At 71.0% G+C, this 24212-nt stretch carries 26 protein-coding genes; 10 read left to right on the top strand and 16 right to left on the bottom strand.

Translation table 11 applies throughout. The features are described from left to right. Positions 1 to 21 precede the first annotated feature (21 nt). Both meaB and KM427_RS09235 read right to left on the bottom strand, forming a co-directional pair. Complete coding sequence (meaB, locus tag KM427_RS09240; RefSeq protein WP_183590701.1) at positions 22 to 987, bottom strand: methylmalonyl Co-A mutase-associated GTPase MeaB; 966 nt, start codon at positions 985 to 987, stop codon at positions 22 to 24. Beyond that, a complete protein-coding gene (locus KM427_RS09235) occupies positions 971 to 2164 on the bottom strand; it encodes an acetyl-CoA C-acetyltransferase (protein ID WP_183590702.1) in 1194 nt (397 codons plus the stop codon). The genes meaB and KM427_RS09235 overlap by 17 nt, the downstream gene beginning before the upstream one ends. A 113-nt stretch (positions 2165 to 2277) precedes the next feature. Here KM427_RS09235 and mce point away from each other — a divergent pair, with 113 nt between their 5' ends. From mce to KM427_RS09215, 4 genes are all read left to right on the top strand, one after another. Further along, entirely contained in the window at positions 2278 to 2736 is a 459-nt protein-coding gene (mce, locus tag KM427_RS09230; RefSeq protein WP_183590703.1) for a methylmalonyl-CoA epimerase, read from the top strand. A gap of 90 nt (positions 2737 to 2826) precedes the next feature. Further along, positions 2827 to 4164: a crotonyl-CoA carboxylase/reductase gene (gene ccrA, locus KM427_RS09225; RefSeq protein ID WP_215527015.1), complete on the top strand. Its 1338-nt coding sequence runs from the start codon at positions 2827 to 2829 to the stop codon at positions 4162 to 4164. A gap of 112 nt (positions 4165 to 4276) precedes the next feature. Beyond that, positions 4277 to 5554 carry a coiled-coil domain-containing protein gene (locus KM427_RS09220; protein WP_215527014.1) on the top strand — a complete coding sequence of 426 codons (1278 nt, stop codon included), beginning with the start codon at positions 4277 to 4279 and terminating at the stop codon, positions 5552 to 5554. Further along, entirely contained in the window at positions 5551 to 6693 is a 1143-nt protein-coding gene (locus tag KM427_RS09215; protein WP_215527013.1) for an AI-2E family transporter, read from the top strand. Before KM427_RS09220 ends, KM427_RS09215 begins: the two co-directional genes overlap by 4 nt. 171 nt (positions 6694 to 6864) lie before the next feature. On the opposite strand, the gene KM427_RS09210 is transcribed toward KM427_RS09215, so the two are convergent. Next, entirely contained in the window at positions 6865 to 7851 is a 987-nt protein-coding gene (locus KM427_RS09210; RefSeq protein WP_252275217.1) for an EamA family transporter, read from the bottom strand. Between the two features lie 59 nt (positions 7852 to 7910). Between KM427_RS09210 and KM427_RS09205 the strand changes: the two genes are divergently transcribed. Beyond that, positions 7911 to 8450: a CGNR zinc finger domain-containing protein gene (locus KM427_RS09205; protein WP_215527012.1), complete on the top strand. Its 540-nt coding sequence runs from the start codon at positions 7911 to 7913 to the stop codon at positions 8448 to 8450. An 18-nt stretch (positions 8451 to 8468) separates the two neighbouring features. On the opposite strand, the gene KM427_RS09200 is transcribed toward KM427_RS09205, so the two are convergent. The 4 genes from KM427_RS09200 to KM427_RS09185 all read right to left on the bottom strand — a co-directional run bounded on the left by KM427_RS09200 (position 8469) and on the right by KM427_RS09185 (position 13543). Continuing rightward, positions 8469 to 9242: an alpha/beta fold hydrolase gene (locus KM427_RS09200; protein ID WP_215527011.1), complete on the bottom strand. Its 774-nt coding sequence runs from the start codon at positions 9240 to 9242 to the stop codon at positions 8469 to 8471. A 67-nt stretch (positions 9243 to 9309) separates the two neighbouring features. Continuing rightward, positions 9310 to 10092 carry a hypothetical protein gene (locus tag KM427_RS09195; RefSeq protein WP_215527010.1) on the bottom strand — a complete coding sequence of 261 codons (783 nt, stop codon included), beginning with the start codon at positions 10090 to 10092 and terminating at the stop codon, positions 9310 to 9312. Positions 10093 to 10130: 38 nt separating this feature from the next. After that, positions 10131 to 11603: an MFS transporter gene (locus tag KM427_RS09190; RefSeq protein ID WP_215527009.1), complete on the bottom strand. Its 1473-nt coding sequence runs from the start codon at positions 11601 to 11603 to the stop codon at positions 10131 to 10133. Positions 11604 to 11743: 140 nt separating this feature from the next. Beyond that, on the bottom strand, positions 11744 to 13543 hold the full coding sequence (locus KM427_RS09185; protein WP_215527008.1) for a 3-hydroxyacyl-CoA dehydrogenase family protein: 1800 nt from the start codon (positions 13541 to 13543) through the stop codon (positions 11744 to 11746). 112 nt (positions 13544 to 13655) lie between these two features. On the opposite strand from KM427_RS09185, the gene nucS reads away from it, so the two are divergent. Both nucS and KM427_RS09175 read left to right on the top strand, forming a co-directional pair. After that, positions 13656 to 14333 carry an endonuclease NucS gene (gene nucS, locus KM427_RS09180; RefSeq protein ID WP_215527007.1) on the top strand — a complete coding sequence of 226 codons (678 nt, stop codon included), beginning with the start codon at positions 13656 to 13658 and terminating at the stop codon, positions 14331 to 14333. A 61-nt stretch (positions 14334 to 14394) separates the two neighbouring features. Beyond that, positions 14395 to 14745, top strand: coding sequence for a hypothetical protein (locus tag KM427_RS09175; RefSeq protein WP_215527006.1), 351 nt, complete (start codon positions 14395 to 14397; stop codon positions 14743 to 14745). Positions 14746 to 14748: 3 nt separating this feature from the next. On the opposite strand, the gene KM427_RS09170 is transcribed toward KM427_RS09175, so the two are convergent. Then, positions 14749 to 15423 carry an ArsR/SmtB family transcription factor gene (locus KM427_RS09170; protein WP_252275215.1) on the bottom strand — a complete coding sequence of 225 codons (675 nt, stop codon included), beginning with the start codon at positions 15421 to 15423 and terminating at the stop codon, positions 14749 to 14751. A 65-nt stretch (positions 15424 to 15488) separates the two neighbouring features. Here KM427_RS09170 and KM427_RS09165 point away from each other — a divergent pair, with 65 nt between their 5' ends. Both KM427_RS09165 and KM427_RS09160 read left to right on the top strand, forming a co-directional pair. Next, a complete protein-coding gene (locus KM427_RS09165; RefSeq protein ID WP_215527005.1) occupies positions 15489 to 15941 on the top strand; it encodes a hypothetical protein in 453 nt (150 codons plus the stop codon). Positions 15942 to 15973: 32 nt separating this feature from the next. Beyond that, the gene (locus KM427_RS09160) at positions 15974 to 16288 is read left to right on the top strand and encodes a DUF952 domain-containing protein (RefSeq protein WP_215527004.1); all 315 of its coding nucleotides are present in this window, start codon (positions 15974 to 15976) and stop codon (positions 16286 to 16288) included. Positions 16289 to 16295: 7 nt separating this feature from the next. On the opposite strand, the gene KM427_RS09155 is transcribed toward KM427_RS09160, so the two are convergent. From KM427_RS09155 to KM427_RS09140, 4 genes are all read right to left on the bottom strand, one after another. Then, positions 16296 to 16820: a ferritin gene (locus KM427_RS09155; protein ID WP_215527003.1), complete on the bottom strand. Its 525-nt coding sequence runs from the start codon at positions 16818 to 16820 to the stop codon at positions 16296 to 16298. A 48-nt stretch (positions 16821 to 16868) separates the two neighbouring features. Next, positions 16869 to 17069 (bottom strand): hypothetical protein, encoded by a 201-nt coding sequence (locus KM427_RS09150; protein WP_183592290.1) that lies wholly within the window; start codon positions 17067 to 17069, stop codon positions 16869 to 16871. A 55-nt stretch (positions 17070 to 17124) separates the two neighbouring features. Continuing rightward, the gene (locus tag KM427_RS09145) at positions 17125 to 19173 is read right to left on the bottom strand and encodes an ethylmalonyl-CoA mutase (protein WP_215527002.1); all 2049 of its coding nucleotides are present in this window, start codon (positions 19171 to 19173) and stop codon (positions 17125 to 17127) included. A 78-nt stretch (positions 19174 to 19251) separates the two neighbouring features. After that, positions 19252 to 19560 carry an STAS domain-containing protein gene (locus KM427_RS09140; RefSeq protein ID WP_215527001.1) on the bottom strand — a complete coding sequence of 103 codons (309 nt, stop codon included), beginning with the start codon at positions 19558 to 19560 and terminating at the stop codon, positions 19252 to 19254. A 183-nt stretch (positions 19561 to 19743) separates the two neighbouring features. On the opposite strand from KM427_RS09140, the gene KM427_RS09135 reads away from it, so the two are divergent. After that, entirely contained in the window at positions 19744 to 20319 is a 576-nt protein-coding gene (locus KM427_RS09135) for a cob(I)yrinic acid a,c-diamide adenosyltransferase (RefSeq protein ID WP_215527000.1), read from the top strand. A gap of 115 nt (positions 20320 to 20434) precedes the next feature. On the opposite strand, the gene KM427_RS09130 is transcribed toward KM427_RS09135, so the two are convergent. The 4 genes from KM427_RS09130 to KM427_RS09115 form a co-directional block, all read right to left on the bottom strand. Beyond that, positions 20435 to 21430 (bottom strand): ABC transporter substrate-binding protein, encoded by a 996-nt coding sequence (locus KM427_RS09130; RefSeq protein WP_215526999.1) that lies wholly within the window; start codon positions 21428 to 21430, stop codon positions 20435 to 20437. A gap of 136 nt (positions 21431 to 21566) precedes the next feature. Continuing rightward, complete coding sequence (locus KM427_RS09125; protein ID WP_215526998.1) at positions 21567 to 22442, bottom strand: ABC transporter permease; 876 nt, start codon at positions 22440 to 22442, stop codon at positions 21567 to 21569. A 16-nt stretch (positions 22443 to 22458) separates the two neighbouring features. Next, positions 22459 to 23334, bottom strand: coding sequence for an ABC transporter permease (locus KM427_RS09120; protein ID WP_183590723.1), 876 nt, complete (start codon positions 23332 to 23334; stop codon positions 22459 to 22461). Then, positions 23331 to 24173, bottom strand: a complete 843-nt coding sequence (locus tag KM427_RS09115; protein WP_252275213.1) for an ABC transporter ATP-binding protein — start codon at positions 24171 to 24173, stop codon at positions 23331 to 23333. The genes KM427_RS09120 and KM427_RS09115 overlap by 4 nt, the downstream gene beginning before the upstream one ends. Positions 24174 to 24212 lie beyond the last annotated feature (39 nt).

Genomic DNA, 24212 nt, shown 5'->3' with positions numbered 1-24212 from the left:
GGCCTCGACCTGGATCCAGACTCAGTCCGCGAAGGAGTCCAGCAGCGCGTCGGCGGCGGTGTACGGATCGGTCTGCCCCGCGACGACGGCCGCGGCCAGGTCGTCGAGCTCGGAGCGGCCGTGCACGTCGCCCCAGCGGGCGCGCAGCGCGGTGACGGCGATCGCCTCGATCTCGTCGCGGGCGCGGCGGGCACGCCGGCGCCCGAGCTCGCCGCTCGACTCCAGCCAGGCGCGGTGCCGGTCGATCTCGGTCACGACCTCGGCGAGGCCCTCGCCCCGCTGCGCGACGGTCAGCACGATCGGCGGTCTCCAGGCACCCTCGGGGCGGTCGGCCAGCGCGAGCATCGAGCGGATGTCGCGGCGCACCTGCTCGGCACCGTCGCGGTCGGCCTTGTTGACGACGTAGAGGTCGCCGATCTCGAGGATGCCGGCCTTCGCCGCCTGGATGCCGTCGCCCATGCCGGGCGCGAGCAGCACCATCGTGGTGTCGGCCAGCCCGGCGATCTCGACCTCGCTCTGGCCGACGCCGACGGTCTCGATCAACACCACGTCGCAGCCCGCGGCATCGAGCACCCGCAGCGCCTGCGGGGTGGTCCAGGAGAGCCCGCCGAGGTGGCCGCGGGACGCCATCGACCGGATGTAGACCTCGCGGTCGAGCGCGTGGTCCTGCATCCGCACCCGGTCGCCGAGCAGCGCACCGCCGGAGAACGGCGACGACGGGTCGACCGCCAGCACGCCGACCCGCTTGCCGCTGCGGCGCAGCTCGGTCACCAGCGCGCTCGTCGACGTCGACTTGCCGACCCCCGGCGCGCCGGTGAGACCGATCACCTGGGCGTGGCCGGCATGCGGCGCCAGCGCCGCCATCACCTCACGCAGCAGCGGCGACTCGTCCTCGACGAGCGAGATCAGGCGCGCGACGGCCCGGGCCTCGCCGGCGCGAGCGCGCTCGACGAGGCCCGGGACATCGACGTCAGCTCTTCGGGACACGCACGATCAGGGCGTCGCCCTGGCCGCCGCCGCCGCACAGCGCGGCGGCACCGACGCCGCCACCACGGCGCTTCAGCTCGAGCGCGAGGTGCAGCACCACGCGAGTGCCGGACATGCCGACCGGGTGGCCCAGCGCGATCGCACCGCCGTTGACGTTGACGATCGAGGGGTCCAGCCCGAGCGCGCGGGTCGACTCGATGCCGACCGCGGCGAACGCCTCGTTGAACTCGACCAGGTCGAGGTCGGCGGCGCTCAGGCCCTCCTTCTCCAGCGCCCGCTTGGTGGCGTTGGCCGGCTGCATCTGCAGCGAGGAGTCGGGGCCGGCGACCATGCCGTGCGCGCCGATCTCGGCGAGCCACTCCAGGCCGAGCTCCTCGGCCTTCGCCTTGCTCATCACGACCACGGCGGCCGCGCCGTCGGAGATCTGGGAAGCCGAGCCAGCGGTGATCGTGCCGTCCTTCGCGAACGCCGGCGGCAGCTTCGCGAGCGACTCCGCGGTGGTGTCGCCGCGCACGCCCTCGTCGGCCGACACCACGATCGGGTCGCCCTTGCGCTGCGGGATCGTCACCGGGACGACCTCCTCGTCGAACACGCCGTTCTTCCAGGCCTCGGCGGCCTTGCGGTGCGAGGCGGCCGCGAACTCGTCCTGCTCCTGGCGGGTCAGCTTCACACCCTCGGCGTTCACCTGCTCGGTGAGGCCGCCCATCGCCTGCTGGGTGGCCTGGTCGTAGAGCGCGTCGTACGCCATCGAGTCGACCAGCTTCACGTCGCCGAACTTGAAGCCCTCACGCGACTTCGGCAGGAAGTGCGGGGCGTTGGTCATCGACTCCATGCCGCCGGCCACCACGATCTCGACCTCGCCCGCACGGATCAGCTGGTCGGCCATCGCGATGGTGTTGAGCCCGGAGAGGCAGACCTTGTTGATCGTCATCGACGGCATGGTCCACGGCAGCCCGGCCGCGATGCCGGCTGCGCGGGCGGGGTTCTGGCCGGAGCCGGCCAGGATGACCTGGCCCATGATCAGGTAGTCGACCTGCTCGGGCCGCACGCCGGCCTTCTCGATCGCCCCCTTGATGGCGATCCCACCCAGCTCGCTCGCCGACAGGCTCTTCAAGCCGCCGAGCAGGCGGCCGATGGGGGTGCGCGCACCCGCAACGATGACGGACGTACCGGACATGGATGCCTCCAGACTTCGTGGTCGATCTGTGACCGACCTTACCCACGCACGATGGCAGCGGCGAGGGTGGAAAACGTCACACGCACTCGCCGCGAGCAGCGCGGCGTAAGACCATGTCCGCCATGAGCATGGAGATCCCCGCGCAGCTGTTCACCGCCATCGACCACGTCGGCATCGCGGTCGCCGACCTGGACGCCGCGATCGCCTTCTACGAGGAGACCTACGGCATGCGGCTCGCCCACCAGGAGGTCAACGAGGAGCAGGGTGTGCGCGAGGCGATGATGGCCGTGGGCGACTCCGGGAGCCACATCCAGCTGCTGGCCCCGCTCAACGAGCAGTCCACGATCGCGAAGTTCCTCGACAGCAAGGGCCCCGGTATCCAGCAACTGGCCTACCGGGTCACCGACGTCGAGGCGGTGAGCGCCATCCTGCGCGAGCGCGGACTGCGCCTGCTGTACGACGAGCCGCGCCGCGGCACCGCCGACTCGCGGATCAACTTCATCCACCCCAAGGACGCCGGCGGCGTGCTCGTCGAGCTCGTCGAGCCGAACCCCGCCGCGACCGCTCACTGAGGCACACCTCACAGACGGTGTGCCGCACCGTTACCGATGGGTAATCTCCCGCCCAACCCAGCCGCTCGACCCACTCACGCAGGAGCCGACGTGCAGCACATCCTCGACGCGATCCTGGCCGGCGACTCCGCCGCCGCGGACTTCGCCGCCCTCGAGATCCCCGACCACTACCGCGCCGCGACCGTCCACAAGGACGAGGTCGAGATGTTCGAGGGCGTCATGACCCGGGAGAAGGACCCGCGCAAGTCGCTGCACGTGGAGGACGTGGCGCTGCCCGAGCTGGGGCCGGGTGAGGCGCTGGTGGCCGTGATGGCCTCGGCGATCAACTACAACACCGTGTGGACCTCGATCTTCGAGCCGGTCTCGACGTTCGGGTTCCTGGAGCGCTACGGCCGGCTCTCCCCGCTCACCAAGCGGCACGACCTGCCCTACCACGTGGTCGGCTCCGACCTGGCCGGCGTGGTGCTGGCGACCGGCCCGGGCGTGACGAAGTGGCAGCCGGGCACCGAGGTCGTCGCCCACTGCCTCTCAGTCGAGCTCGAGGACCCCGACGGCCACGACGACACGATGCTCGACCCGCAGCAGCGGATCTGGGGCTTCGAGACCAACTTCGGTGGCCTCGCCGACATCGCGCTGGTCAAGGCCAACCAGCTGATGCCCAAGCCGGCGCACCTGACCTGGGAGGAGGCCGCCTCCCCCGGCCTGGTCAACTGCACCGCGTACCGCCAGCTGGTCTCCAAGAACGGCGGCGACATGAAGCAGGGCGACAACGTGCTGATCTGGGGTGCCTCCGGCGGCCTCGGCGGCTTCGCCACCCAGTACGCCCTCAACGGCGGCGCCACCCCGGTGTGCGTGGTCTCCTCCGAGGACAAGGCCGAGATCTGCCGCTCCATGGGCGCCGAACTGGTCATCAACCGCAACGCGGAGGGCTACCGGTTCTGGAAGGACCCCCAGACCCAGGACCCGAAGGAGTGGAAGCGCCTCGGCGCGAAGATCCGCGAGCTCACCGGCGGCGAGGACATCGACATCGTCTTCGAGCACCCCGGCCGCGAGACCTTCGGCGCCTCGGTCTTCGTCACCCGCAAGGGCGGCACCATCACCACCTGCGCCTCCACCAGCGGCTACATGCACGAGTACGACAACCGCTACCTGTGGATGAACCTCAAGAAGATCGTCTCCTCCCACTTCGCCAACTACCGCGAGTCCTGGGAGGCCAACCGCCTGATCGCCAAGGGCAAGATCCACCCCACCCTCTCCCGGACCTACGCCCTCGACCAGGTCGGCCAGGCCGCCCTCGACGTCCACCAGAACGCCCACCAGGGCAAGGTCGGCGTCCTGTGCCTCGCCCCCGAGGAGGGCCTCGGCGTCCGCGACCACCAGATGCGCGAGCAGCACCTCGACGCCATCAACCGCTTCCGCGGCGTCTGAGCACCCCGGCCTCAAGGACCCGGGGGGTTTCTGGCGAGGCGGGGTGGGTTGTTGCGGGTGGATCGGCAACACTGGACCGCACACACCCGACCCGCGAAGGAGTAGCGCCGCGATGAGCGACCAGGGACTGTCCATCTTCGACGACAACGAGCCGGAAGAGGACGAGACCCGCGCCGCCGCGGACGATGGCGCGGACGCGACCCAGGTGCTCCCCGCCGTGCCGTCGCGCGCGCCGAGGTCTCCCGCCCAGGCGCCGGCCCGACAGCAGGGGTCGGGACAGCCGGGCTCCGGACAGCGGGCCCCGGAGCGGCCCTCCCCGGTCCCGCCGACGGCCGCGGCGGCGACCCCCGCCCCGGTGCTGCCTCCGCGGGCCCCGGCGACCGCCCAGCCCGCGGCGGCGGGGGCCCTCCCCGTGGTCCGTCGGGGCGGCTACGACCGCGAGGCGGTCGACGTCCGGCTGCACCAGCTCGCCAGCGAGAAGGCGGGCCTCAGCGCCAGCCTCGCCGAGTCCGAGCAGCGCGCCGTCGGCCTCGAACAGCAGGTCGCCGGGCTGCGCGCCGAGCTCGAGGAGAACAAGAACCCGTCGTACGCCGGACTCGGTGGCCGCGCGAGCGCGATGCTGCGCCTCGCCGAGGAGGAGGCCGCCGAGGTCCGCGCGACCGCCGAGCGCGACGCGGCCGAGATCCGCGAGCAGGCCGGGCGCGACGCCAAGGCGACCCGGGCCGATGCGATGCGCGAGGCCGAGGACATGCGGCTGGTCCAGCTCAAGGAGCTCGACGAGCACCGCAGCCGGCTGGTCGCCGACGCCGAGCAGGAGCGGTCGCTGGCGCGCAGCGAGGCCGAGGACCTGGTGGCGACCGCCAACCGGGAGGCCGCCCAGCTCCGGCTCGCCGCCGCCCAGGAGGCCAACGAGCTGCGCACGGCCGCCAAGCGCGAGGCCGAGCAGCTGCGCGCCGCGGCCGACCGGGAGGTCCAGGAGTCCCGGCGCACCCTCGCGGTCGAGAAGGAGCGGCTCGCCCGCGAGGCGACCGACCACCACGCCAGCGCCACGGCCGAGACCCGCCGGCTGGTCGAGGAGGCCGAGGAGCGCGCATCGGCGGCCGAGCAGCGCGCCCAGTCCGCGGCCGCCCAGGCCGCGGAGCACCGCGGCCAGGCCGCGACCGAGGCCGAGGCCCTGCTCAGCCGGGCCCGCCGCGAGGCCGAGCAGATCGTCGCGACCGCTCGCACCCAGGCGGAGTCGATCACGTCCTCCGGGGCGGCCGAGGCCGAGCGCGAGCTCGCGGCGATCCGGGCCGAGGTCGACCGGATCACCAAGCGCCGTGACGCGATCACCGCGCAGTTGGCGTCACTGAGCGAGGTCATCTCCGGCTTCGCGAAGGATGACGCGTGACCGAGCCGCCGGCGCGGGCGGAGGCAGAGGAGTCGGAGGAGTCGGAGGCGGAGGACGGCGTCGCCGGCATCCCCACCGACGAGGACTACCTCGGCGAGCCCGGCCCGCCGCTCGACCACCACGCACCGTTCTTCGTCGGCTTCGTCGGCGGGCTCGGCGTGCTGGTCGCCATCTGGATGGCGACGCAGATCCAGGCCATCGGCTCGACGCTGATGCTGATCGTGGTCTCGCTGTTCCTGGCGGCCGGCCTCGACCCGGCGGTGCGCTGGTTCGAGCGGCGGGGCATGCGCCGCTCCTACGCCGTACTCACGGTGATCCTGGCGTTCCTGGCGGCCCTCACGCTCTTCATCGTCGCCATCGTGCCGGTGATCGCCGACCAGGTCCGCTCGCTGACCGACAACGTGCCGCACTGGCTCGACCAGCTGCAGCGCAACCGCCAGGTGCAGCGGCTCGACGACGAGTACGACATCCTCGAGAAGGTCCAGGACTACGTCACCAACGGCGACTTCGCCGGGGCGCTCTTCGGCGGCGCCGTCGGCATCGGCCTGGCCGTCCTCGGAGCGCTCTTCAACGGCTTCATCATCGTGGTGCTGACGCTCTACTTCCTCGCGTCGCTCCAGACGACGAAGGGCGCGCTCTACCGCCTCGCCCCCGCCTCCCGGCGCGACCGGGTGTCCCGGCTCGGCGACCGGGTCGTCCGCAGCGTCGGCGGCTATGTCTCGGGTGCCTTCATCGTCGCGCTGTGCGCGGGCATCTCGTCGCTGATCTTCCTGTTCGCCGTCGGCCTCGGCGAGTACGCCGTGGCGCTGGCCTTCGTGGTGGCGCTCCTCGACGTGATCCCGATGATCGGCGCCACGCTCGGCGCGGTCATCGTCACCGCGATCGCGTTCGCGGAGGACTGGAAGATCGGTCTCGCCTGCGCGGTCTTCTACATCGTCTACCAGCAGGTCGAGAACTACGTGATCTACCCGCGGGTGATGTCGAAGTCCGTCGACGTCCCCGGCGCGGTCACCGTGATCGCCGCGCTGGTGGGCGCCGCGCTCTTCGGTGTCGTCGGCGCACTGCTGGCGATCCCGACCGCCGCGTCGATCCTGATGCTGGTGCGCGAGGTGTGGGTCAGGCGGCAGGACTCCCGCTAGTGGTCATCGCTGTTGATACGTCGGGGGTATCCGTGCTCAGGGTGCGTGCCTCGCAAGGCGGCGGCGCGACGGCATACCTGGTTGTCTACCGAGCGTCGCCAACGCGGCGAGGTGCGTGCACTGGGTGCGTAGACCCTGGGTGAATCAACGGTGATGGCCACTAGGCCGTGCTTAAGGCAGCTCGCCGGCGACCGGGGCCGCGGCGGTGGTGCGCTCCCCCAGCTTCACCCCGACGACGCCGACGAGGATCAACACCCCACCGAGCAGCTGGACCGGTCCGGGCAGCTCGTCGAGCAGCAACCACGCGAACACCACGGCAGCCACGACCTCGAGCAGCGCGACGAACGACGCGAGGCGCGAGCCGAGGCGGCGACCGGCGGCGATGCCGGTTGTGTACGGCACGGCGGCGGTGACGACCCCGAGGAGCACCAACGGCACCCACCAGGCGACGTCGGTGCCGGCGTACGCCACCTCGGCGGTCGCGCGCCGCATCGGGAGCACGCCGACCAGGCCGGCGAGGCCGAGCACCCCACCGCCGACGAGCAGGCCGCCGGCCGCGAGCGCCATCGGCGGCAGGCCGTTGTCCTCGTCTGCGGAGATGACGAAGTACGTCGCCGCGCCGACCATCGCGGCGAGCGCCCACAGGACCCCGGCCGCGGAGAGACCGACGCCGGAGACGAGGTCGAGGACCAGCACCAGGCCGACCGCGGCGATGCCGGCGCCGACCAGCGTCACCCGCCCGGGCCGGTGGCCGTGTCGCAGCCACATCCAGGCCACGACCGCGGCCGGCGCGGTGTACTCGATGAGGAGCGCCGGCCCGACCTGCATGTGCTGGACCGCCGAGAAGTAGCAGAACTGGGCACCCGCGACGGCGATCGTGCCGTACAGCAGGATCAGGCTGGCGTTGCGGCGCACCAGGCCCCACCGGCCGCGCAGTGCTAGCAGGCCGAACGGCAGCACGACCAGCGCCGCCAGGGAGATCCGGATCAGCACGATCGCACCCGGGCTCCAGCCGGACTCGAGCAGCGGGCGCGCGAGCGGGCCGGAGAGGCCGAACGTCGTCGCGGAGACGACCGCGAACGCCAGCCCGGCGGGCAGCCGGGAGCCCGCTGCCGCCTCCGGGGCGGTCGTCGACGGGTCGTCGGCCAGTTTGCTCACGGCTGATGCTATCCCGGCAATCTTCTACGAATGTCGTGACCTTTCAGTAATATGTCAACATGCCCTTGGCGAATGACACCACGATCACGCTGCAAGCAGCGGTCGTGCTCGCCAACTCCGCGATCGGCACCGACACGCTCACCGAGCTCGACCAGCTGGACGCCTGGTACGCCGAGTACCTCCACACCGGGCGGCGGGCGGCGGGCGGCGACGAGCTCGACAGCGTGCGGGCCGTGCGTCCGATCCTCTACGACCTGCTGAGCGCCGACCGCGACCGCGCGGCCGAGCTCGTCAACGAGCTGCTCGCGGAGTCGGGCACGGTCCCGCAGCTGGTGCGGCACGGCGACTGGGACTGGCACCTGCACGGGGTATCCCCCGACGCCGGGCCGGCGACCCGCATCGTCGTCGACACCGCGATGGCGATGGTCGACGTCATCCGCGACGACGAGATGTCCCGCCTGGGCATCTGCGCCGACGAGACCTGCACCGGCATCGTGCTCGACCTCTCGCGCAACCGGTCGCGCCGGTTCTGCTCCACGGCCTGCGGCAACCGCAACGCGGTCGCTGCCTACCGCGCGCGCCAGGCACGCGGCTCCTAGCCTCGCCCGTGACCGGCGTCAGCCCAGGAAGCGGCGCAGTACCTCGGTGAAGACCTGGGGCTGCTCGGAGTGCACCCAGTGCCCGGCGTCCTTGACGGTCACCCGCCGGTTGCGTGGGAACCAGCGGTCCATCGCGGCGGCGTACTCGTCGCGGACGTAGTCCGAGCGCTGACCCGCGATCCACAGCGTCGGGCCCTGGTACGGCGGGGTGCCGGCGAGCGCGTCCTCCGGCCAGCCGCTGAGTGCGGCGATGTCGCGGCCCAGCACCTCGAGGTTGGGCTGCCACGACCAGCCGTCATCGCCGCGGCGCAGGTTCTGGAGCAGGAAGCTGCGCACCGTCGGATGCGGCACGGCGGCGGTCAGGGCGGCGTCGGCGTCGCGCCGGTGCTCGAGCCCGTCGAGATCGAGGGCCCGCATCGCCTGGATGTAGCCGATGAACTCGCCCGCCGACCCGTAGCCGACCGGCGAGACATCGACGACGCACAGCCGCTCGACGAGCTCTGGGTGGCGCAGCGCCAGCACCATCGCCGCCTTGCCGCCCATCGAGTGTCCGACCAGCGCGACCGGGTCGTCGGCCCGGAACAGCTCCGCGACCCGGTCGGCGACGTCGACGTAGTCGAAGTGGTCGGGCCACGGCGAGCGACCGTGGTGCGGCATGTCGACCAGCAGCACCCGATAGTCCTCGGCGATCGCCTTGGCGACGGTGGTCCAGTTCTTGCCCTGGCCGAAGAGGCCGTGGCAGAAGGCCACCAGCGGACCGCTCTCCCCCAGCGTCGTGGTGTGGAGGGACATGGCGCGAGGTTAGTTCAGCACCCGGCGGTCGCGCCGCGCGGGCCCGGCCCTCGGTCGGCGGGCGAGGTCAGAAGTCGAAGCCGTCGAACATGTCGCCGAGGCCGTCGCCGAGACCACCGATCGCGTCGCCGATCCCGTCGCCGAGATCGCCGATGCCGTCGCCGATCGCACCGATGCCGTCGCCGAGCATGTCGAAGCCGCCGAGACCGCCGAAGAGCAGGCCGGTGAAGAGCACGGGGCCGAGGCCGCCGAAGGTGCCCACGGCGTACGGCTGGTAGGCGGGCCCGGCCTGGTAGTAGGGCACCCGCTGAGTCCCCGCCATCACCATCCGCGAGTCGGGGTCGGCGCCGGCGGAGACCCGCTCCGCGTCGAGCGCGCAGGCGGGCACGTCGCGCGGCACGCCGCCCGCGGGCGCCCACGGCACGTCCGTCACGGACAGGCCGTGGCGCGGGTCGAAGAAGCAGGGCGGCCGCCGGGTCGGCAGCGGCTCACCGGCCACCCGGGCCTGCACGCAGGCGATCGCGTAGCGGCCGTCGTCGAGGATCTCGGTCACGTGCCGGACGTGGTCGGGCTGCGTCATCGAGTCGGCGGCGGTCTTCGCGGACTCGTAGGCGTCCAGCGCCCGCTGGTAGTCGGCGTTCTCGCCCGGGCTCAGCTCGCGGCCGGCCAGCTCGAGATCGAGCTCCTGCAGCTGCTCGCCGAGCGACGTCACGTCCTCGAAGACGAGCTTGCGCACCGGCGCCAGCTCGGCCTCGCGGCGCTGGAGCTCGCGCTCCTTCGAGCGGCGCGACGCGACGACGGCCACCCCGATCGCGGCGGCGATGAGGAGCAGGATCAGCAGGCCTTCCATGGCACCAGCGTACGTGGACCGCCACAGGCGGCCGAGGCTCAGGCGCGAGCGGGCTCGTCCGCCTCCTCGGCCCGGTCGTCGGCGGTGAGGGGCTGGGCGACGCTCTCCAGCGACCGCCCCTCGGCCTTGACCCCGAGGAACGCCTCGACGATGCCCGCGCCGATCATCAGCACAGCGCCGACGAGGTAGCCGAGCGCGATGCCGGTGATGTCCTGGTCGGCCGACGCCCGGTCGATGAGCCAGCCGAAGAGGAGCGGCCCGCTGATGCCGCCAGCAGCCGTTCCGATCGCGTAGAAGAACGCGATGCAGAGCGCTCTGGTCTCCATGGGGAAGACCTCGCTGGCGGTCAGGTACGCCGCGCTCGCACCGGCCGAGGCGAAGAAGAAGATCACCGCGCCCAGGATCGTCAGCGACAGCGCGGTCACCGAGTCGAGCAGGAGGCCCGTCACGCCGAGCAGCGCACCCGAGAACACGTAGGTGAAGGTGATCATCCGCACCCGGCCGATCCGGTCGAAGAGCGGGCTCAGCACCAGGGCGCCCGCGAAGTTGCTGGCCGCGAACGCCGCGATGTACCAACCGGTCTGCTCCACGCCGAGGAACGTGCTGAGAGTGTCGCCGTAGGTGAAGAAGAAGGCGTTGTAGAGGAACGCCTGGCCGACGAACAGCGAGAAGCACAGCACCGTGCGCTTGGGATAGAGCGTGAACACGGTGCGGGCGATCATGGTGAACGGGATCGTCTTGCGCTGCCGGATCGTGATCGTCTCGCCGGTCTCGGGCAGCCGCTCTCCGGACTCCTCCTCGACGGTGTCCTCGATGCCGCGGACGATGCGCTCCGCCTCGCCGTCGCGGCCGTGGATGAACAGCCAGCGCGGGCTCTCCGGCACGTTGCGGCGCACCAGGAGGATGCCGAAGGCGAGGATCGCGCCGAGGCCGAACGCCAGTCGCCAGCCCCACTCGGCGGAGATCACCGTCGGGTCGAGCAGCGGGATCGTCAGCAGCGCCCCGCCGGCAGCGCCGATCCAGTAGGAGCCGTTGATGGCGACGTCGACGCGGCCCCGGTACCTCGCGGGGATGAGCTCGTCGATGGCCGAGTTGATCGCGGCGTACTCGCCGCCGATGCCGAAGCCGGTGAAGAAGCGCGCCGTGAAGTACCACCATGGCGCCATCGAGAAGGCCGTCAGCACCGTCGCGCACGTGTAGACGACCAGGGTGACGATGAAGAGCTTCTTGCGTCCGAACCGGTCGGTGAGCTGTCCGAAGAACAGCGCACCCAGGCACGCGCCAGCGACGTAGATCGCGCCGGCGAAGCCGACGTCCCAGCTGCTCAGCCCCAGCCCGGTCTCCGGGTCCTTGAGCGCGTCCGACATCGAGCCCACGATCGTGACCTCGAGCCCGTCGAGGATCCAGACGGTGCCGAGCCCGATCACGATCAGCCAGTGCCACCGAACCCAGGGCAGCCGGTCCAACCGGGCCGGGATGTCGGTGGTGATCCGTCCTGTCTCCGCTCCCATGGGCCGATCCGTACCCGGGGATGCGGATCGGCAAGCCGGGTGGTGGTTTCGAGGCTCGCTTCGCTCACACCTCAACCACCGTCACTGCGGTTGAGGTGCGAGGAGTGCCAGCGACGAGCCTCGAATCCACCGCGCAGGGCTCAGCGGCTGCTGTAGTCCCGGAACCCGCGCTTCGTCTTGCGGCCCAGGTAGCCCGCGGTGACCAGGTGCTCGAGCAGCGGCGCCGGCGCGAACCCGGGCTCGCGGAACTCCAGGTAGAGCTCGCGCTGGATCGCCAGCGACACGTCGTTGCCGACCACGTCGAGCAGCTCGAAGGGACCCATCGGCAGCGCGCAGCCCTGCTTCATCGCGGTGTCGATGTCGTCGGCGGTGGCGTAGTGCGCCTCGAGCATCTTCACGGCGTCGTTGAGGTAGGGGAAGAGCAGCGCGTTGACGATGAAGCCGGCCCGGTCGCCGCAGGAGACGGCGACCTTGCCGAGGCCGGCGCACAGCGCGCGGGTGGTCTCGGTGACGTCGTCGGCGGTCACGACGGTCGAGACGACCTCGACGAGCTTCATCACCTGGGCGGGGTTGAAGAAGTGCATGCCGATCACGTCCTGCGGCCGCGACGTCGCCTGGGCGCACGCGATGATCGGCAGGCTCGACGTGGTGGTGGCGAGGATGGCACCGGGCTTGCAGATCTCGTCGAGGTTCTCGAACAGCGTGGTCTTGATCGCGAGGTCCTCGGCGATCGCCTCGACGACCAGGTCCACGGAGGCGAGGTCGTCGAGCGAGGTCGTGCCGGTGAGCCGCGCGAGGATCTCGGTCTTGGCCTCCTCGGTGGCCCGGCCCCGCTGGATCTGCTTGTCGAGGGACTTGGCGATGGCGGAGCGCACGCCGGCGACCTTGTCGTCGGAGCGGCCGACGTACCGCACGTCGTACCCACCCTTGGCGAAGACCTCGACGATGCCGGTCGCCATGGTGCCGGTGCCGACGACACCGACGACCTTGATGTCGTGACGCAGCTGCGGCGTGGCGTCGGCGGACGGGGTCCGGTCGTCGGGCACGACGACCGGGCTGTCGGGCGCCTCGTAGGTGTAGAAGCCGCGGCCGGTCTTGCGGCCCAGCCAGCCCGCGGTGACCATCTGCTTGAGGATCGGTGACGGCGCGTGCAGCCGGTCGCGGCCCTGGCGGTACATCGTCTCGAGGATCTCGTACGCCGTGTCGAGGCCGATCAGGTCGAGCAGCGCGAGCGGACCCATCGGGTAGCCGCAGCCGAAGCGCATCGCGGCGTCGATGTCCTCGCGGGTCGCGTAGCGGGCCTCGTACATCGAGACCGCGTGGTTGAGGTAGCCGAAGAGCAGCGTGTTGGCGATGAATCCGGCCTTGTCCCCGCACACGACCGGCGTCTTGCCGAGCTCGGCGACCAGGGCCGTCACGTCCTCGAGCACCTGCTCCTCGGTCACCACGGTGCGCACGATCTCGACGAGCTGCTGCACCGGAGCGGGGTTGAAGAAGTGTGTGCCGATCACCCGCCCGGGTCGCGAGTTGGCGGTCGAGATCTCGGTGACGGACAGGCTGGAGGTGTTGGTCGCCAGGATCGTGTCCGGTCCCACGATCGCGTCGAGCTCGCGGAAGAGCTCCTTCTTGGTCTGGAGCGACTCGACCACCGCCTCGATGACCAGGTCGGCGCCGGCGACGTCGGCCAGCGCGGTGGTGAAGGTGATCCGGCCGAGCAGCTCGCGCTGCTCCAGGTCGGTCATCTTCTCCCGCTTCACCGCGCGAGTGGTGGAGTGCTCGAGGTACTGCCGGCCGCGGGCCAGCGCGTCGTCGTCCTTCTCGACCCCGACCACGGAGTAGCCGTGCCGCGCGAAGACCTCGGCGATGCCGGCACCCATGGTGCCGAGGCCGAGGACGCCGATGGTCGTGTAGCTCCGCGAGGCGGCGGCTGGGGTGCTCATGCGGCGCATCGTGGCACGGGATCGCCGATCTCGGCAGTGGCGTAGTTCACTCGCAGGTAACTTGACGGTCCGATCGTCGGCGTCCGACCGGCCTCGACTAGATTCGTCGCCCGTGAGACTCGTCGTAGCCAGGTGCCAGGTCGACTACGCCGGGCGGCTGACCGCCCATCTCCCGATGGCCACGCGGGTGCTGATGATCAAGGCCGACGGCTCGGTGCTCGTGCACTCCGACGGCGGCTCCTACAAGCCGCTGAACTGGATGTCGCCCCCGTGCACCCTCCGCGAGGGCACCAACGACGACGGCCAGGTCGAGTGGACGGTCAGCAACCCCAAGAGCGACGACACGCTGCGGATCCTGATCGAGGAGATCCACCACGAGTCGAACCACGACCTCGGCGTCGACCCCGGCCTGCGCAAGGACGGCGTCGAGAAGCACCTCCAGGAGCTGCTCGCCGAGCATCCCGCCACACTCGCCCCCGGCCTGACCCTGGTACGCCGTGAGTTCCCCACCGCGATCGGCCCGGTCGACCTCATGTGTCGCGACGCGGACGGCGCGTCGGTCGCCGTCGAGATCAAGCGGCGCGGCGAGATCGACGGCGTCGAGCAGCTCACCCGCTACCTCGAGCTGCTCAACCGCGACCCCCTCCTCGCTCCGGTGCGCGGCATCTTCGCCGCCCAGGAGATCAAGCCCCAGGCCCGCGTGCTCGCCACCGACCGCGGCATCGCCTGTGCCGTCGTCGACTACGACGCGCTGCGCGGACTCGACGACCCGAGCCACCGGCTGTTCTGATCGTCCACAGCCGCGAACGACCTCCTGGCACGCCCCGGCGGGAGCACGTACGGTGACCGGCATGACCGGTGACGCCAGCCTCCACCTCCGGGTGAGTCGACTCGAGAACGAGACCGAGTCGATCTACGAGCTCATCACCGAGGTCAGGTCCACCCAGCAGGAGCACACTCAGCGCCTCACCAGGGTGGAGGAGCGCCTCACCACGGTCGACGAGCGCCTCGCCGGGGTCGACGAGCGCCTCGCCGGGGTCGACGAGCGCCTCGCCGGGGTTGACGAGCGCCTCGCCGGGGTCGACGAGCGCCTCGCCGGGGTCGACGAGCGCCTCGCCGGGGTCGACGAGCGCCTCGCCACGATCGAGTCCACGCTGCACGAGGTCGTACGCCGCCTGCCGGAGCCGCCCGCGGGGTCGTGAGGCTCAGACCCGGCAGCCCAGCTCGGTCAGGGCCGCGCGCCCGGGGTCGGTGAGCCGCAGCGCGCGCGAGTCGGTCGCGCGGCGCACGAACCAGCCGCGATCGACCAGGGCGTCGGTGATCCCGGCGGCCAGGGCACCGGCGAGGTGCGGTCGGCGCTCGGTCCAGTCCAGGCACGGCCGGGCGAAGGAGCGACGCTGCGACCGGGCGGCCGCGACGTCGACGCCCCACGCGCCGAGGGCGTCCGCACCCACGGGCGTCACGTCGTACGCCGGCGTCAGCCACCCGCGCTCGAGCAGCACGTCGTGCAGGGCGACGCCGCACACGCCGGCGAGGTGGTCGTAGCAGGTGCGGGCGAAGCCGAGCGCTCGGGCGTGCCCGGCCTGGCGCAGCGAGACCACCGGACGCGGCGGCGCGACCTGCGAGAGCGCCTCGAGGGCGGCGCCGACGTCGGGCCCGGCGATCCGGTGGTAGCGGTGCCGCCCCTGGCTGACGACCTCGACGAGTCCACCCTCGCGCAGACGGGCGAGATGCTCGCTGGCGGTCGACGCGCTGACACCGGCGGCCCGCGCGAGCTCACCGGCGGCGAGCGCCCTACCGCCCATCAACGCGTCCAGGATGCGGGCCCGGCTCGGGTCTCCGATCAGCGCGCCGACGGCGGCGAGGTCGGTGTCGTGCACCAGGCGAGGCTACGCCGCCGATGCTTCGGCCGGCGCCGAAGCGTCCGGCCCCTAGCGTCCGGCACATGGAGAATCCCGGATCCCTGGTCGAGGAGGCCGTCGAGCACTGCCTGGAGGTCGCCGCCACCTGGCTCGCCTGGAACGGCCGGCCGGCGGTGAGCGACGCCGGCGACCGGATCTACACGCCCCACAAGGCGATCCGCCGGATCGGCGACCATCTCATCGACCACCTCGCCGAGGTCGAGGCGCTGCTCGCGGGCGTGCCCACCCGGCCCGACCACTGGCACGCCAGCCTGGTGACCGTCGACGCCGACTGGGCGCGCTTCACCGAGCTCGACCTCGACGAGGCGCGCGAGCGGCTGAGCCGGCTCGGCCGCACCTTCGCACTGCGCCTCGCGGCGGCCGGGCCCGGCGAGTGGGACCTCCCACGCGGGGAGAACTGGACCCTGCGCGAGATCGCCGAGCACCTCGCCCACATCCGCTGGTACGCCGACCAGATGGGGCGGCTCGCCGGGTAGGCCCCCTGTCCGCCGACTGTCACGATGGCGACATGAGGATCTTCCACATCGCCACCCTCGCCGACTGGGAGGCCGCCCAGGAGTCCGGCGCCTACCGGACCTCGACGCGCGGGGTGACCCTCGATGAGGAGGGCTACCTCCACGCCAGCCGGGCCGACCAGTGGGAGCGCGTACGGGCGGCGTACTACGCCGACGTCACCGAGCCCCTGGTGCTGCTGGAGATCGACACCGAGCTGCTCGACGTACCCGTGGTCGAGGAGGCGCCGGCGCCGGGCGTCGATGAGACGTTCCCGCACGTCTACGGGGAGCTCGCCCCGGCCGCGGTCGTCGCGGTCAGGCGGCTCTAGGCCGGGCTCAGGCGCCGGCCTGCCGCGGCGCGGTCGGGTCGTCGCCGCCGTTGCTCTGCTCGCGGGCGACGTACTCCTCGATGTCCTCGATGTCGTCGACGTTGCGGTGCACCACGGCGAGCAGGTCGCTCATCGTGGCGACCTCCTCGACCTGCTCCTTGATGAACCACTGCATGAACTGCTCGGAGGCGAAGTCGGACTCCTCGCGGGCGATCCGGAGCAGCCCGTTGATCTGGTCGGTGACCCGCTTCTCCTGCTCCAGCGCCAGCTCCACCGGGGCGACCACGTCGTCGAACCGGCTGACCGGGGCCGGCACCGCGGGGATGGTCACCGCGCTGTCGGTGTCGAGGAGGTACTGGATCATCATCGAGGCGTGCGCCCGCTCCTCGAGCGCCTGGCCGTAGAAGAGCGCGGCGGTCTGCGGCATCGTCAGCGCGTCGTAGTGGACGGCGCACGCGAGGTACTGGTTGTGCGCGGCGAGCTCGTTGCCGATCTGGACGTTGAGCTGCTCGACGAAGCGGGGTGCTGCCACAGGAGGCTCCTCGGGGGTCGGGCCGGATCCAGAGCCCGGGCTGGGGGCTCAGGCTGCCTTCGCAAGCTTCTTCTTGGTGACCTTCTTGCCGTCGGCACGCACCAGCTTGCGCTTCTTGACCGTATACCCGGAGGGCAGCGTGCCTTCCTTCAGCATCCGCAGTGGGCACCGGCCGCACTGCGGCTTCGAGACGCAGCACTCCAGCTTCGGCAGCTTGGCCACCTTCTTGGAGTCCTTCTTCTTGCCCACGACCGGAACGGTAGCACGAAGATTAGGGCAGCCTTACCTCATTGTCGGCATTCCATCAGTCCAGATCGTGCGCCGCCCGGACGATGTCGACGATGCCGTCCATGATCTGGGTCAGCCCGTAGTCCTTGGGCGTGTAGACAGCGGCCACGCCGCGCTCGCGCAGCCGGCGGCCGTCCGAGTCGGGGATGATGCCGCCGACGACGACCGGGACGTCCGCGGCGCCGGCGTCGCGCAGGCCGTCGAGCACCGCCGGGACCAGCTCCATGTGCGAACCGGAGAGGATCGAGAGCCCCACGCAGTGGACGTCCTCGGCCACGGCGGCGGCGACGATCTGCTCCGGGGTGAGCCGGATGCCCTGGTAGACGACCTCGAAGCCCGCGTCCCGGGCCCGGACGGCGACCTGCTCGGCGCCGTTGCTGTGCCCGTCGAGGCCGGGCTTGCCGACCAGCAGCCGCAAGCGGCCACCCGGACGCCCGGCCAGCTGCTCGCCGGTCTCCTTCACCCGCGCCCGGACGGCGGCCAGCTCGGCGCCGGCCATGCCGGCCTGGGCGGCGACCCCCACCGCGCCGCTGACGCCGGTCGGTGCGCGGTACTCGCCGAACACCTCGCGCAGCGTGGCGGCCCACTCCCCCGTGGTCGCCCCGGCACGCGCGGCGGCCAGGGTCGGGCCCATCAGGTTGGCGTCGGTCGCGGCGGCCTCGGCCAACACCGCCAGCGCCGCGCCGACCTCGGCCTCGTCGCGCTGGGTCTTCCAGGCCTCGACGCTGGCGATCGCGGTCTTCTCGGCCTCGGGGTCGGCGACCATGATCGCGCTGTCGAGGTCGGCGGTCAGCGGCGACGGCTCGGTCGACTCGAACCGGTTGACGCCGACGATCACCTCGTCGCCGGACTCGATCCGGGCCCGCCGGGCGGCATGGGAGGAGACCAACTGCGACTTCATGTACTCGACCGCCGCGATCGCGCCGCCCATCGCCTGCACCCGGTCGATCTCCGCCCGGGCGCCCTCGACCAGCTCGGCGACCTTCGCCTCGATGACATGGGAGCCGTCGAAGATGTCGTCGTACTCCAGCAGGTCGGACTCGAAGGCCAGCACCTGCTGCAGCCGCAGGGACCACTGCTGGTCCCACGGACGCGGCAGGCCGAGGGCCTCGTTCCAGGCGGGCAACTGGAGCGCCCGCGCGCGGGCGCTCTTGGACAGGGTGACGCCGAGCATCTCCAGCACGATGCGCTGCACGTTGTTCTCGGGCTGGGCCTCGGTCAGCCCGAGCGAGTTGACCTGCACGCCGTACCGGAACCGGCGCATCTTCGGGTCCTGGACGCCGTACCGCTCGCGGGTGATCTCGTCCCACAGCCGGCCGAAGGCCCGCATCTTGCAGGTCTCCTCGACGAACCGGACGCCGGCGTTGACGAAGAACGAGATGCGTCCGACGACCTTCTCGAAGTCCGCCGCGTCGACCTGGCCCGCGTCCCGCACCGCGTCGAGGACGGCGATCGCGGTGCTCAGCGCATAGGCGAGCTCCTGCGTCGGCGTCGCGCCCGCCTCCTGCAGGTGGTAGCTGCAGATGTTGATCGGGTTCCACTTCGGGACCTGGTGCACCGTGTAGGAGATCACGTCGGCGATCAGCCGCATCGAGTGCTCGGGCGGGAACGCGTAGGTCCCCCGGGAGAGGTACTCCTTGATGATGTCGTTCTGGGTGGTGCCGGCCAGGCGGGCGGCGACCTGCTCCGGCGGCAGGTCGGGGTTCTGCTCCTCCGCGACCACCTGGTAGAGCGCCAGCAGCCACATCGCCGTCGCGTTGATCGTCATCGAGGTGTTCATCTCGACCAGCGGGATGTCCTCGAACAGGCGCCGCATCTCACCCAGGTGCGGCACCGGCACCCCGACCTTGCCCACCTCACCGCGCGCCAACGAGGAGTCCGGGTCGTAGCCGGTCTGCGTCGGCAGGTCGAAGGCCACCGACAGCCCGGTCTGCCCCTTCGCCAGGTTGGTGCGGTACAACGCGTTCGACGCCGCCGCCGTCGAGTGCCCGGCGTACGTGCGCATCACCCACGGCCGGTCCTTGGCGTGGCTCGCCTGCTGCTCGGGCACTGCCTGCTCGCTCATACGAGGGAGGGTAGGCCGGGGACTACCCCGAGGTAACCGGTCGGACGTGTGGGGTATCCGACACGTCGGGCGGCGAGCTCAGGCGCTGGCCCGGGCGCGCTCGACCTCGACGACCCGGATCAGCCGGGACAGGTGCAGCATCCGGCGCACGGAGGGACCGCAGCCGCGCAGCATGAGGTGCTGGCCGGAGCGGCTCGCCTGCCGGGTGGCGACCGCGAGCACCTTGAGCGCGGTCATGTCGATGGTGGTCACGTCGGTCAGGTCGACGACCACGTCGCTGTCGTGGCCCTCGAGGTGGTCGTAGATCGCGTTGCGGACCTCCATCGTGCTGCGGACGTCGAAGTCGCCACTGAGGAGGAGGGTCGAACCGTCGGTGATGATCTCCATCTTGCGCCCCGTTTCTCGGGATCCCGCGTCCCGATCAGCCGTCCTTGGCCTTGTCACCCACTATGACGCGGATCGCGACGGAATGGTTGCCCCATAACGGGTGGTTTTTCGTCGTGTCGCGGCGCGGCCGGTGCTGACCCGCCCGCGCCCGGCCTCGACGCGGGTCCCGGCTACGCTCACGGCATGGTGCACCTGACCCGGATCTACACGCGCACCGGAGACGCCGGCGAGACCCGGCTCGGTGACATGAGCACGACCTCCAAGACCGACCCGCGGCTCGCGGCGTACGCCGACGTCGACGAGGCCAACGCCCACCTCGGCGTGGCGCTCGCCCAGGGCGCGCTCGACGACGACGTCGTCACCGTGCTGACCCGGGTCCAGAACGACCTCTTCGACGTCGGCGCCGACCTCTGCACCCCGGTCGTGCCGGACCCCGAGTTCCCGCCGCTGCGGATCGAGCAGGAGTACGTCGACCGACTCGAGGCGTGGTGCGACGAGTACAACGAGGACCTGCCCAAGCTCCGGTCGTTCATCCTCAACGGCGGCACGCCCGGGGCCGCCCACCTGCACGTCGCCCGCACGGTCGTACGCCGCGCGGAGCGGTCGGCGTGGGCGGCGCACGAGGTCCACGGCGCGACGATGAACCTGCTCGCGATCACCTACCTGAACCGGCTCTCCGACCTGCTGTTCATCCTGGCGCGGCACGCCAACCGCGCGAACGGCGACGTGCTCTGGGTGCCCGGAGGCGAACGGCAGTAGTCACTTTCTGCCGCTGCCCCTGGCCGGCACGCCACGGCGACGGCCCCTCGGAACCGCGACGACGGTGGGCGGAGTCCCCTTCCACCCACCGTCGCCGCGCGCCAGCGCCCTCCGGTCAGGAGCCGGACTGCGCGAACGGGGCGACCATGACGGTCAGGTCGGGCAGCGTGTCCTCCTGGACGACCGACCCCTCGACGAGGATGTCGACGTACTTCTCGAGCCCGGGCATGTTGACGTCGGCCATGATCGGGTTCATCGGAGTCTGCTTCAGCGCCTCGACCGTCTGCCCGCAGTGCGACGACATGACGTCGTACATCTCCTCGGCGTTGGCCGGATCGTTGAGCTGCTCGCCGGCCTCGGTCAAGGCGTCGAAGAACGCCTCCGACTGCTCCTGGTGGGACTCGTAGAAGTCGGTGGTCTGCGCGTATCCGGCGAAGGGCATCGAGACGCCGCCGGTCACCAGCGTGTGCGGGCTGCCGATGTTCCTCAGCCCCTCCATCGACTCCACCGGCAACGGGGTCTGGGCGACGTCGACCTTGCCGGACAGGACGGCCTGCAGGAGCTGGCCACCGGGGAGCGCGACCCACTTGACGGACGACGGATCGCCGCCGTCGGCACGGATCGCGCCGGCGACCGTCGCCTCGCTGACGCCACCGACCGCGGTCAGCGCGACGGTCTTGCCCTCCAGGTCGCTGAAGCGCTCGACGTCGCTGTCCTCCTTGACCATGGCGCCCGAGGTTGCGGCCTTCTCGTCGGTCGGGAAGCCGTAGGCCGTCGCGATCCAGGTCAGCGGGGTTCCGCCCTGGATCGCCTGGATGACCTCGCCGGGGGCCGTGAACGCGACGTCGACCGATCCGCCCACCGCGGCCGCGATCGTCGTCGAGCCGCCACCGCCGGCCTCGACCAGCTCGACGTCGAGGCCGTGGTCCGCGAACAGGCCCTTGTCCTTGGCCCACCACAGCGGAATCTCGCTGCAGTAGCCCAACGAGCTGACCTTGAGGCTCTGGTCGGTGGAGCCGCCGCCGTCCGACCCTCCGCCGCCGCAACCGGCCGCGAACAGGAGCGTGGCCGCCAGCGCGGCGATCGAGCCGCCGCGGATACCTCTGGGCAATGTGCCGTGCCTCTTCATTGATGTGAACCTCTTGTCAGTTGAGTTCCGATGGGTGTCGTGGTGCCTTCGTTGCCGGAGCTGCTGGTGCTGCGTGGTTGCTGCAGGTGGTTGCTGCAGGTGGTTGCTGCGCGTGGCGCTACAGGGCGCTGCCCTCGCGGGCCGCGGGGACCCAGCGCAGGAGCCGTGCCTCCAGGAGGCTGAAGAGCGCGTTCGAGACGACGCCGATGAACGCGATCATCACGACGCCGCTCCAGGTGTCGAGGAAGCGGAACTGGTTGCTCGACAGGACGACGTAGGCGCCGATGCCCTCCGACGCCGCGAACATCTCCGAGACGACGACCAGGATCAGGGCGATGCCCAGGCTGACGCGCAGCCCGGCCAGGATCCCGGGGCTCGCGGCCGGCAGGACGATCCGGGTGAAGTAGGACCGCCGCTTCATCCTGAGGCTCTTGGCCGATCTCAGGTAGCCCTCGTCGATCGATCGAGCGCTGTCCATCGTGTTGACCAGGATCGTCCAGAACGTGCCCAGGACGACGATCGTGATGTTCATGCCGTTGCCGATCCCGAACAGCATGATCGCCACCGGCAGCAGGGCCGTCGCTGGGATGGCGATCCCGAACCTCACGATCGGCGCCATGAGCGCGTAGGCCGTCCGATTCATTCCGAGCAGCATCCCCAGGGACACGCCCAGGACGATGCTGATCGCCCAGCCCTCGGCGAACCGCCCCGCGCTCGCGACCAGTTGCTCCCACACCGTCTCGGAGAGGAAGAGGGTGCTGGCCCCGCCCGTGAACCAGGTGTCGCGCAGGTTCGCGAATATCTCCGAGACGGGCGGGACGAAGGGCGTCGACCAGAGGCGTGCGACGACCTCCCACAGGACCAGCAGGAGGAGGCCGAGCCAGACATGGCTGCCGACCTGCACCACCGCGCGGTGCAGTGCTTGGCCTGCGCGCCGCAGGCTCCCCCTGGTGGACAAGGCGCCGCCGTTCGACTGGATCAAGGTGTGCGACATGGTCCGACCGCCTCCTTCATGGCCGCTGCCGACGATTTGCGTGGGACCACGGGACGAACCTGCGCTCGAGCACCATGAACCCCGTGTACTGGATGAAGCCGAGGACTCCCGTGATGACGATCCCGGCGTAGGCGTAGTCGGGATGCGTGGGGATGTCGGCCTGGAACTTGATGATCAGGTGGCCGAGGCCGGAGCCCGCCGCGACGATCTCGACACTCAGGATCACGATCAGCGCAACGCTGCCGGCGACCCGGATCCCGGTCGCGATCATGGGCAGGGCCGAGGGCAGCACCACCCTGCGCAGCACGGTGACCTTGCTCCACTGGAGGCTCTTGGCCACGGTCAGCAGCTGTGGCTCGGTGCTGCTGACCCCGTAGATCGTGTTGAGCAGGATGAGCCAGCTGATCGACGAGACGGTCAGGGCCACCTTCATGTTGGTTCCCAGCCCCAGGACCAGCACCGCAACCGGGATCAGGGCGACCAGCGGCACCGCCCGACAGGCATGCACCACCGCCAGGCTCGGCTTGCGCATGGCGGCGACGGCACCTGCGACCAGTCCCAGTGGCACCGCGATCGCGACGCCCAGCACCATCGCGAGGACCCAGGCGCGGACCGTGTCGAGGATCTCGGCGCGATATCCACCGTCTCCGACCAGGTGCACGACGCCCCGGGCCACGTCCATCGGTGGCGGCAGCGACGACGAGGCGACCAGGTCGCCGCGGGTCACCGCCCACCAGCCGAGGAGCAGCAGGCCGACGCCCAGCAGGCCCAGGAGCGGATCGCGCATCGCGAACAGGAGCGGCGTACGCCCTGGCCGCGCCGCCTTCGCCTGCGCCTCCATGGACCCCGCGGCCGCGACCCGAGCACCGGGTCGTTCCATGAGGTCGCTCACGATGCCTCGCGATCGACCTTGTGGGCGCCCATGATCAGCTCGTAGAGCTCGGCCCGGATCTCCCCGAACCGCGGATCCTGCTTGGACAGGAGCTGATCGCGCGGCCTGCTGATCGGCACCTCCAGGTCGGCGATCGTCGAGGCCGGCGAGCCCGAGAGCACCATGATCCGGTCCGACAGATAGACCGCCTCGTCGATGTCGTGGGTCACGAAGATGATCGTCTTGTTCCACTCCTGCCAGACGTTCAGGACCAGGTCCTCGAGCACGTTCCTGGTCTGGGCGTCGACCGACGCGAACGGCTCGTCCATCAGCAGGACCTTGGGCCGCGAGACCAGCGCTCGCGCGATCGCCACTCGCTGCTGCATGCCGCCCGAGAGCTGCCAGGGGTACATCGGGCCGGTCTTCTCGGGCAGACCGACCTGGGCCAGCAGGCGGTACACGCTCTCCCGACGCTCCGCCTTGCTGCTCGAGTCGCGGATCGGAACCGCGATGTTCTGTTCCACGCTCATCCACGGGAAGAGCGAACGGCTGTAGTCCTGGAACACGATCGACAGCTCTTCCGGCGGACTCGAGTAGGCCCTCCCGTCGAGCGCCAGCTCGCCCGTGGTGGGCTGGATCAGGCCGGACAGGCAGTTGAGCAGGGTCGTCTTGCCACATCCCGATGGACCCACGATCGAGACGAACTCCCCCGGGTGCACGGCGAGGTCGATCTGCTCGATGGCCTGGACCTTGCCGTGCTTGGATCGGTACTGCTTCGAAAGACCGTCGACGCGGAGCATCGGCACGGTCTCCGTCGTCGGCTCGGCGACCTTGGTGTCGGTCGTTGGCTGTGAATGCATGATGTCAATCCCGCTTCTCTGGAAGAGCTCCTCGGCATG

Origin of the sequence: Nocardioides sp. LMS-CY (genome assembly GCF_018732145.1) — a bacterium.
Taxonomy (GTDB): Bacteria; Actinomycetota; Actinomycetes; order Propionibacteriales; family Nocardioidaceae; genus Nocardioides; species Nocardioides soli.
The sequence above is the reverse complement of the archived record's forward strand: the minus strand, read 5'-3'. Positions and strand labels throughout refer to the sequence as shown.

Bases quoted from the DNA above. Each gene is read 5' to 3' on its own strand.
- KM427_RS09235 (WP_183590702.1), bottom strand. From the start codon at position 2,164: ATGTCCGGTACGTCCGTCATCGTTGCGGGTGCGCGCACCCCCATCGGC.
- mce (WP_183590703.1), top strand. From the start codon at position 2,278: ATGTCCGCCATGAGCATGGAGATCCCCGCGCAGCTGTTCACCGCCATC.
- KM427_RS09220 (WP_215527014.1), top strand. From the start codon at position 4,277: ATGAGCGACCAGGGACTGTCCATCTTCGACGACAACGAGCCGGAAGAG.
- KM427_RS09205 (WP_215527012.1), top strand. From the start codon at position 7,911: ATGCCCTTGGCGAATGACACCACGATCACGCTGCAAGCAGCGGTCGTG.
- KM427_RS09200 (WP_215527011.1), bottom strand. From the start codon at position 9,242: ATGTCCCTCCACACCACGACGCTGGGGGAGAGCGGTCCGCTGGTGGCC.
- KM427_RS09195 (WP_215527010.1), bottom strand. From the start codon at position 10,092: ATGGAAGGCCTGCTGATCCTGCTCCTCATCGCCGCCGCGATCGGGGTG.
- KM427_RS09190 (WP_215527009.1), bottom strand. From the start codon at position 11,603: ATGGGAGCGGAGACAGGACGGATCACCACCGACATCCCGGCCCGGTTG.
- KM427_RS09185 (WP_215527008.1), bottom strand. From the start codon at position 13,543: ATGAGCACCCCAGCCGCCGCCTCGCGGAGCTACACGACCATCGGCGTC.
- KM427_RS09175 (WP_215527006.1), top strand. From the start codon at position 14,395: ATGACCGGTGACGCCAGCCTCCACCTCCGGGTGAGTCGACTCGAGAAC.
- KM427_RS09165 (WP_215527005.1), top strand. From the start codon at position 15,489: ATGGAGAATCCCGGATCCCTGGTCGAGGAGGCCGTCGAGCACTGCCTG.
- KM427_RS09160 (WP_215527004.1), top strand. From the start codon at position 15,974: ATGAGGATCTTCCACATCGCCACCCTCGCCGACTGGGAGGCCGCCCAG.
- KM427_RS09145 (WP_215527002.1), bottom strand. From the start codon at position 19,173: ATGAGCGAGCAGGCAGTGCCCGAGCAGCAGGCGAGCCACGCCAAGGAC.
- KM427_RS09140 (WP_215527001.1), bottom strand. From the start codon at position 19,560: ATGGAGATCATCACCGACGGTTCGACCCTCCTCCTCAGTGGCGACTTC.
- KM427_RS09135 (WP_215527000.1), top strand. From the start codon at position 19,744: ATGGTGCACCTGACCCGGATCTACACGCGCACCGGAGACGCCGGCGAG.
- KM427_RS09125 (WP_215526998.1), bottom strand. From the start codon at position 22,442: ATGTCGCACACCTTGATCCAGTCGAACGGCGGCGCCTTGTCCACCAGG.
- KM427_RS09115 (WP_252275213.1), bottom strand. From the start codon at position 24,173: ATGCATTCACAGCCAACGACCGACACCAAGGTCGCCGAGCCGACGACG.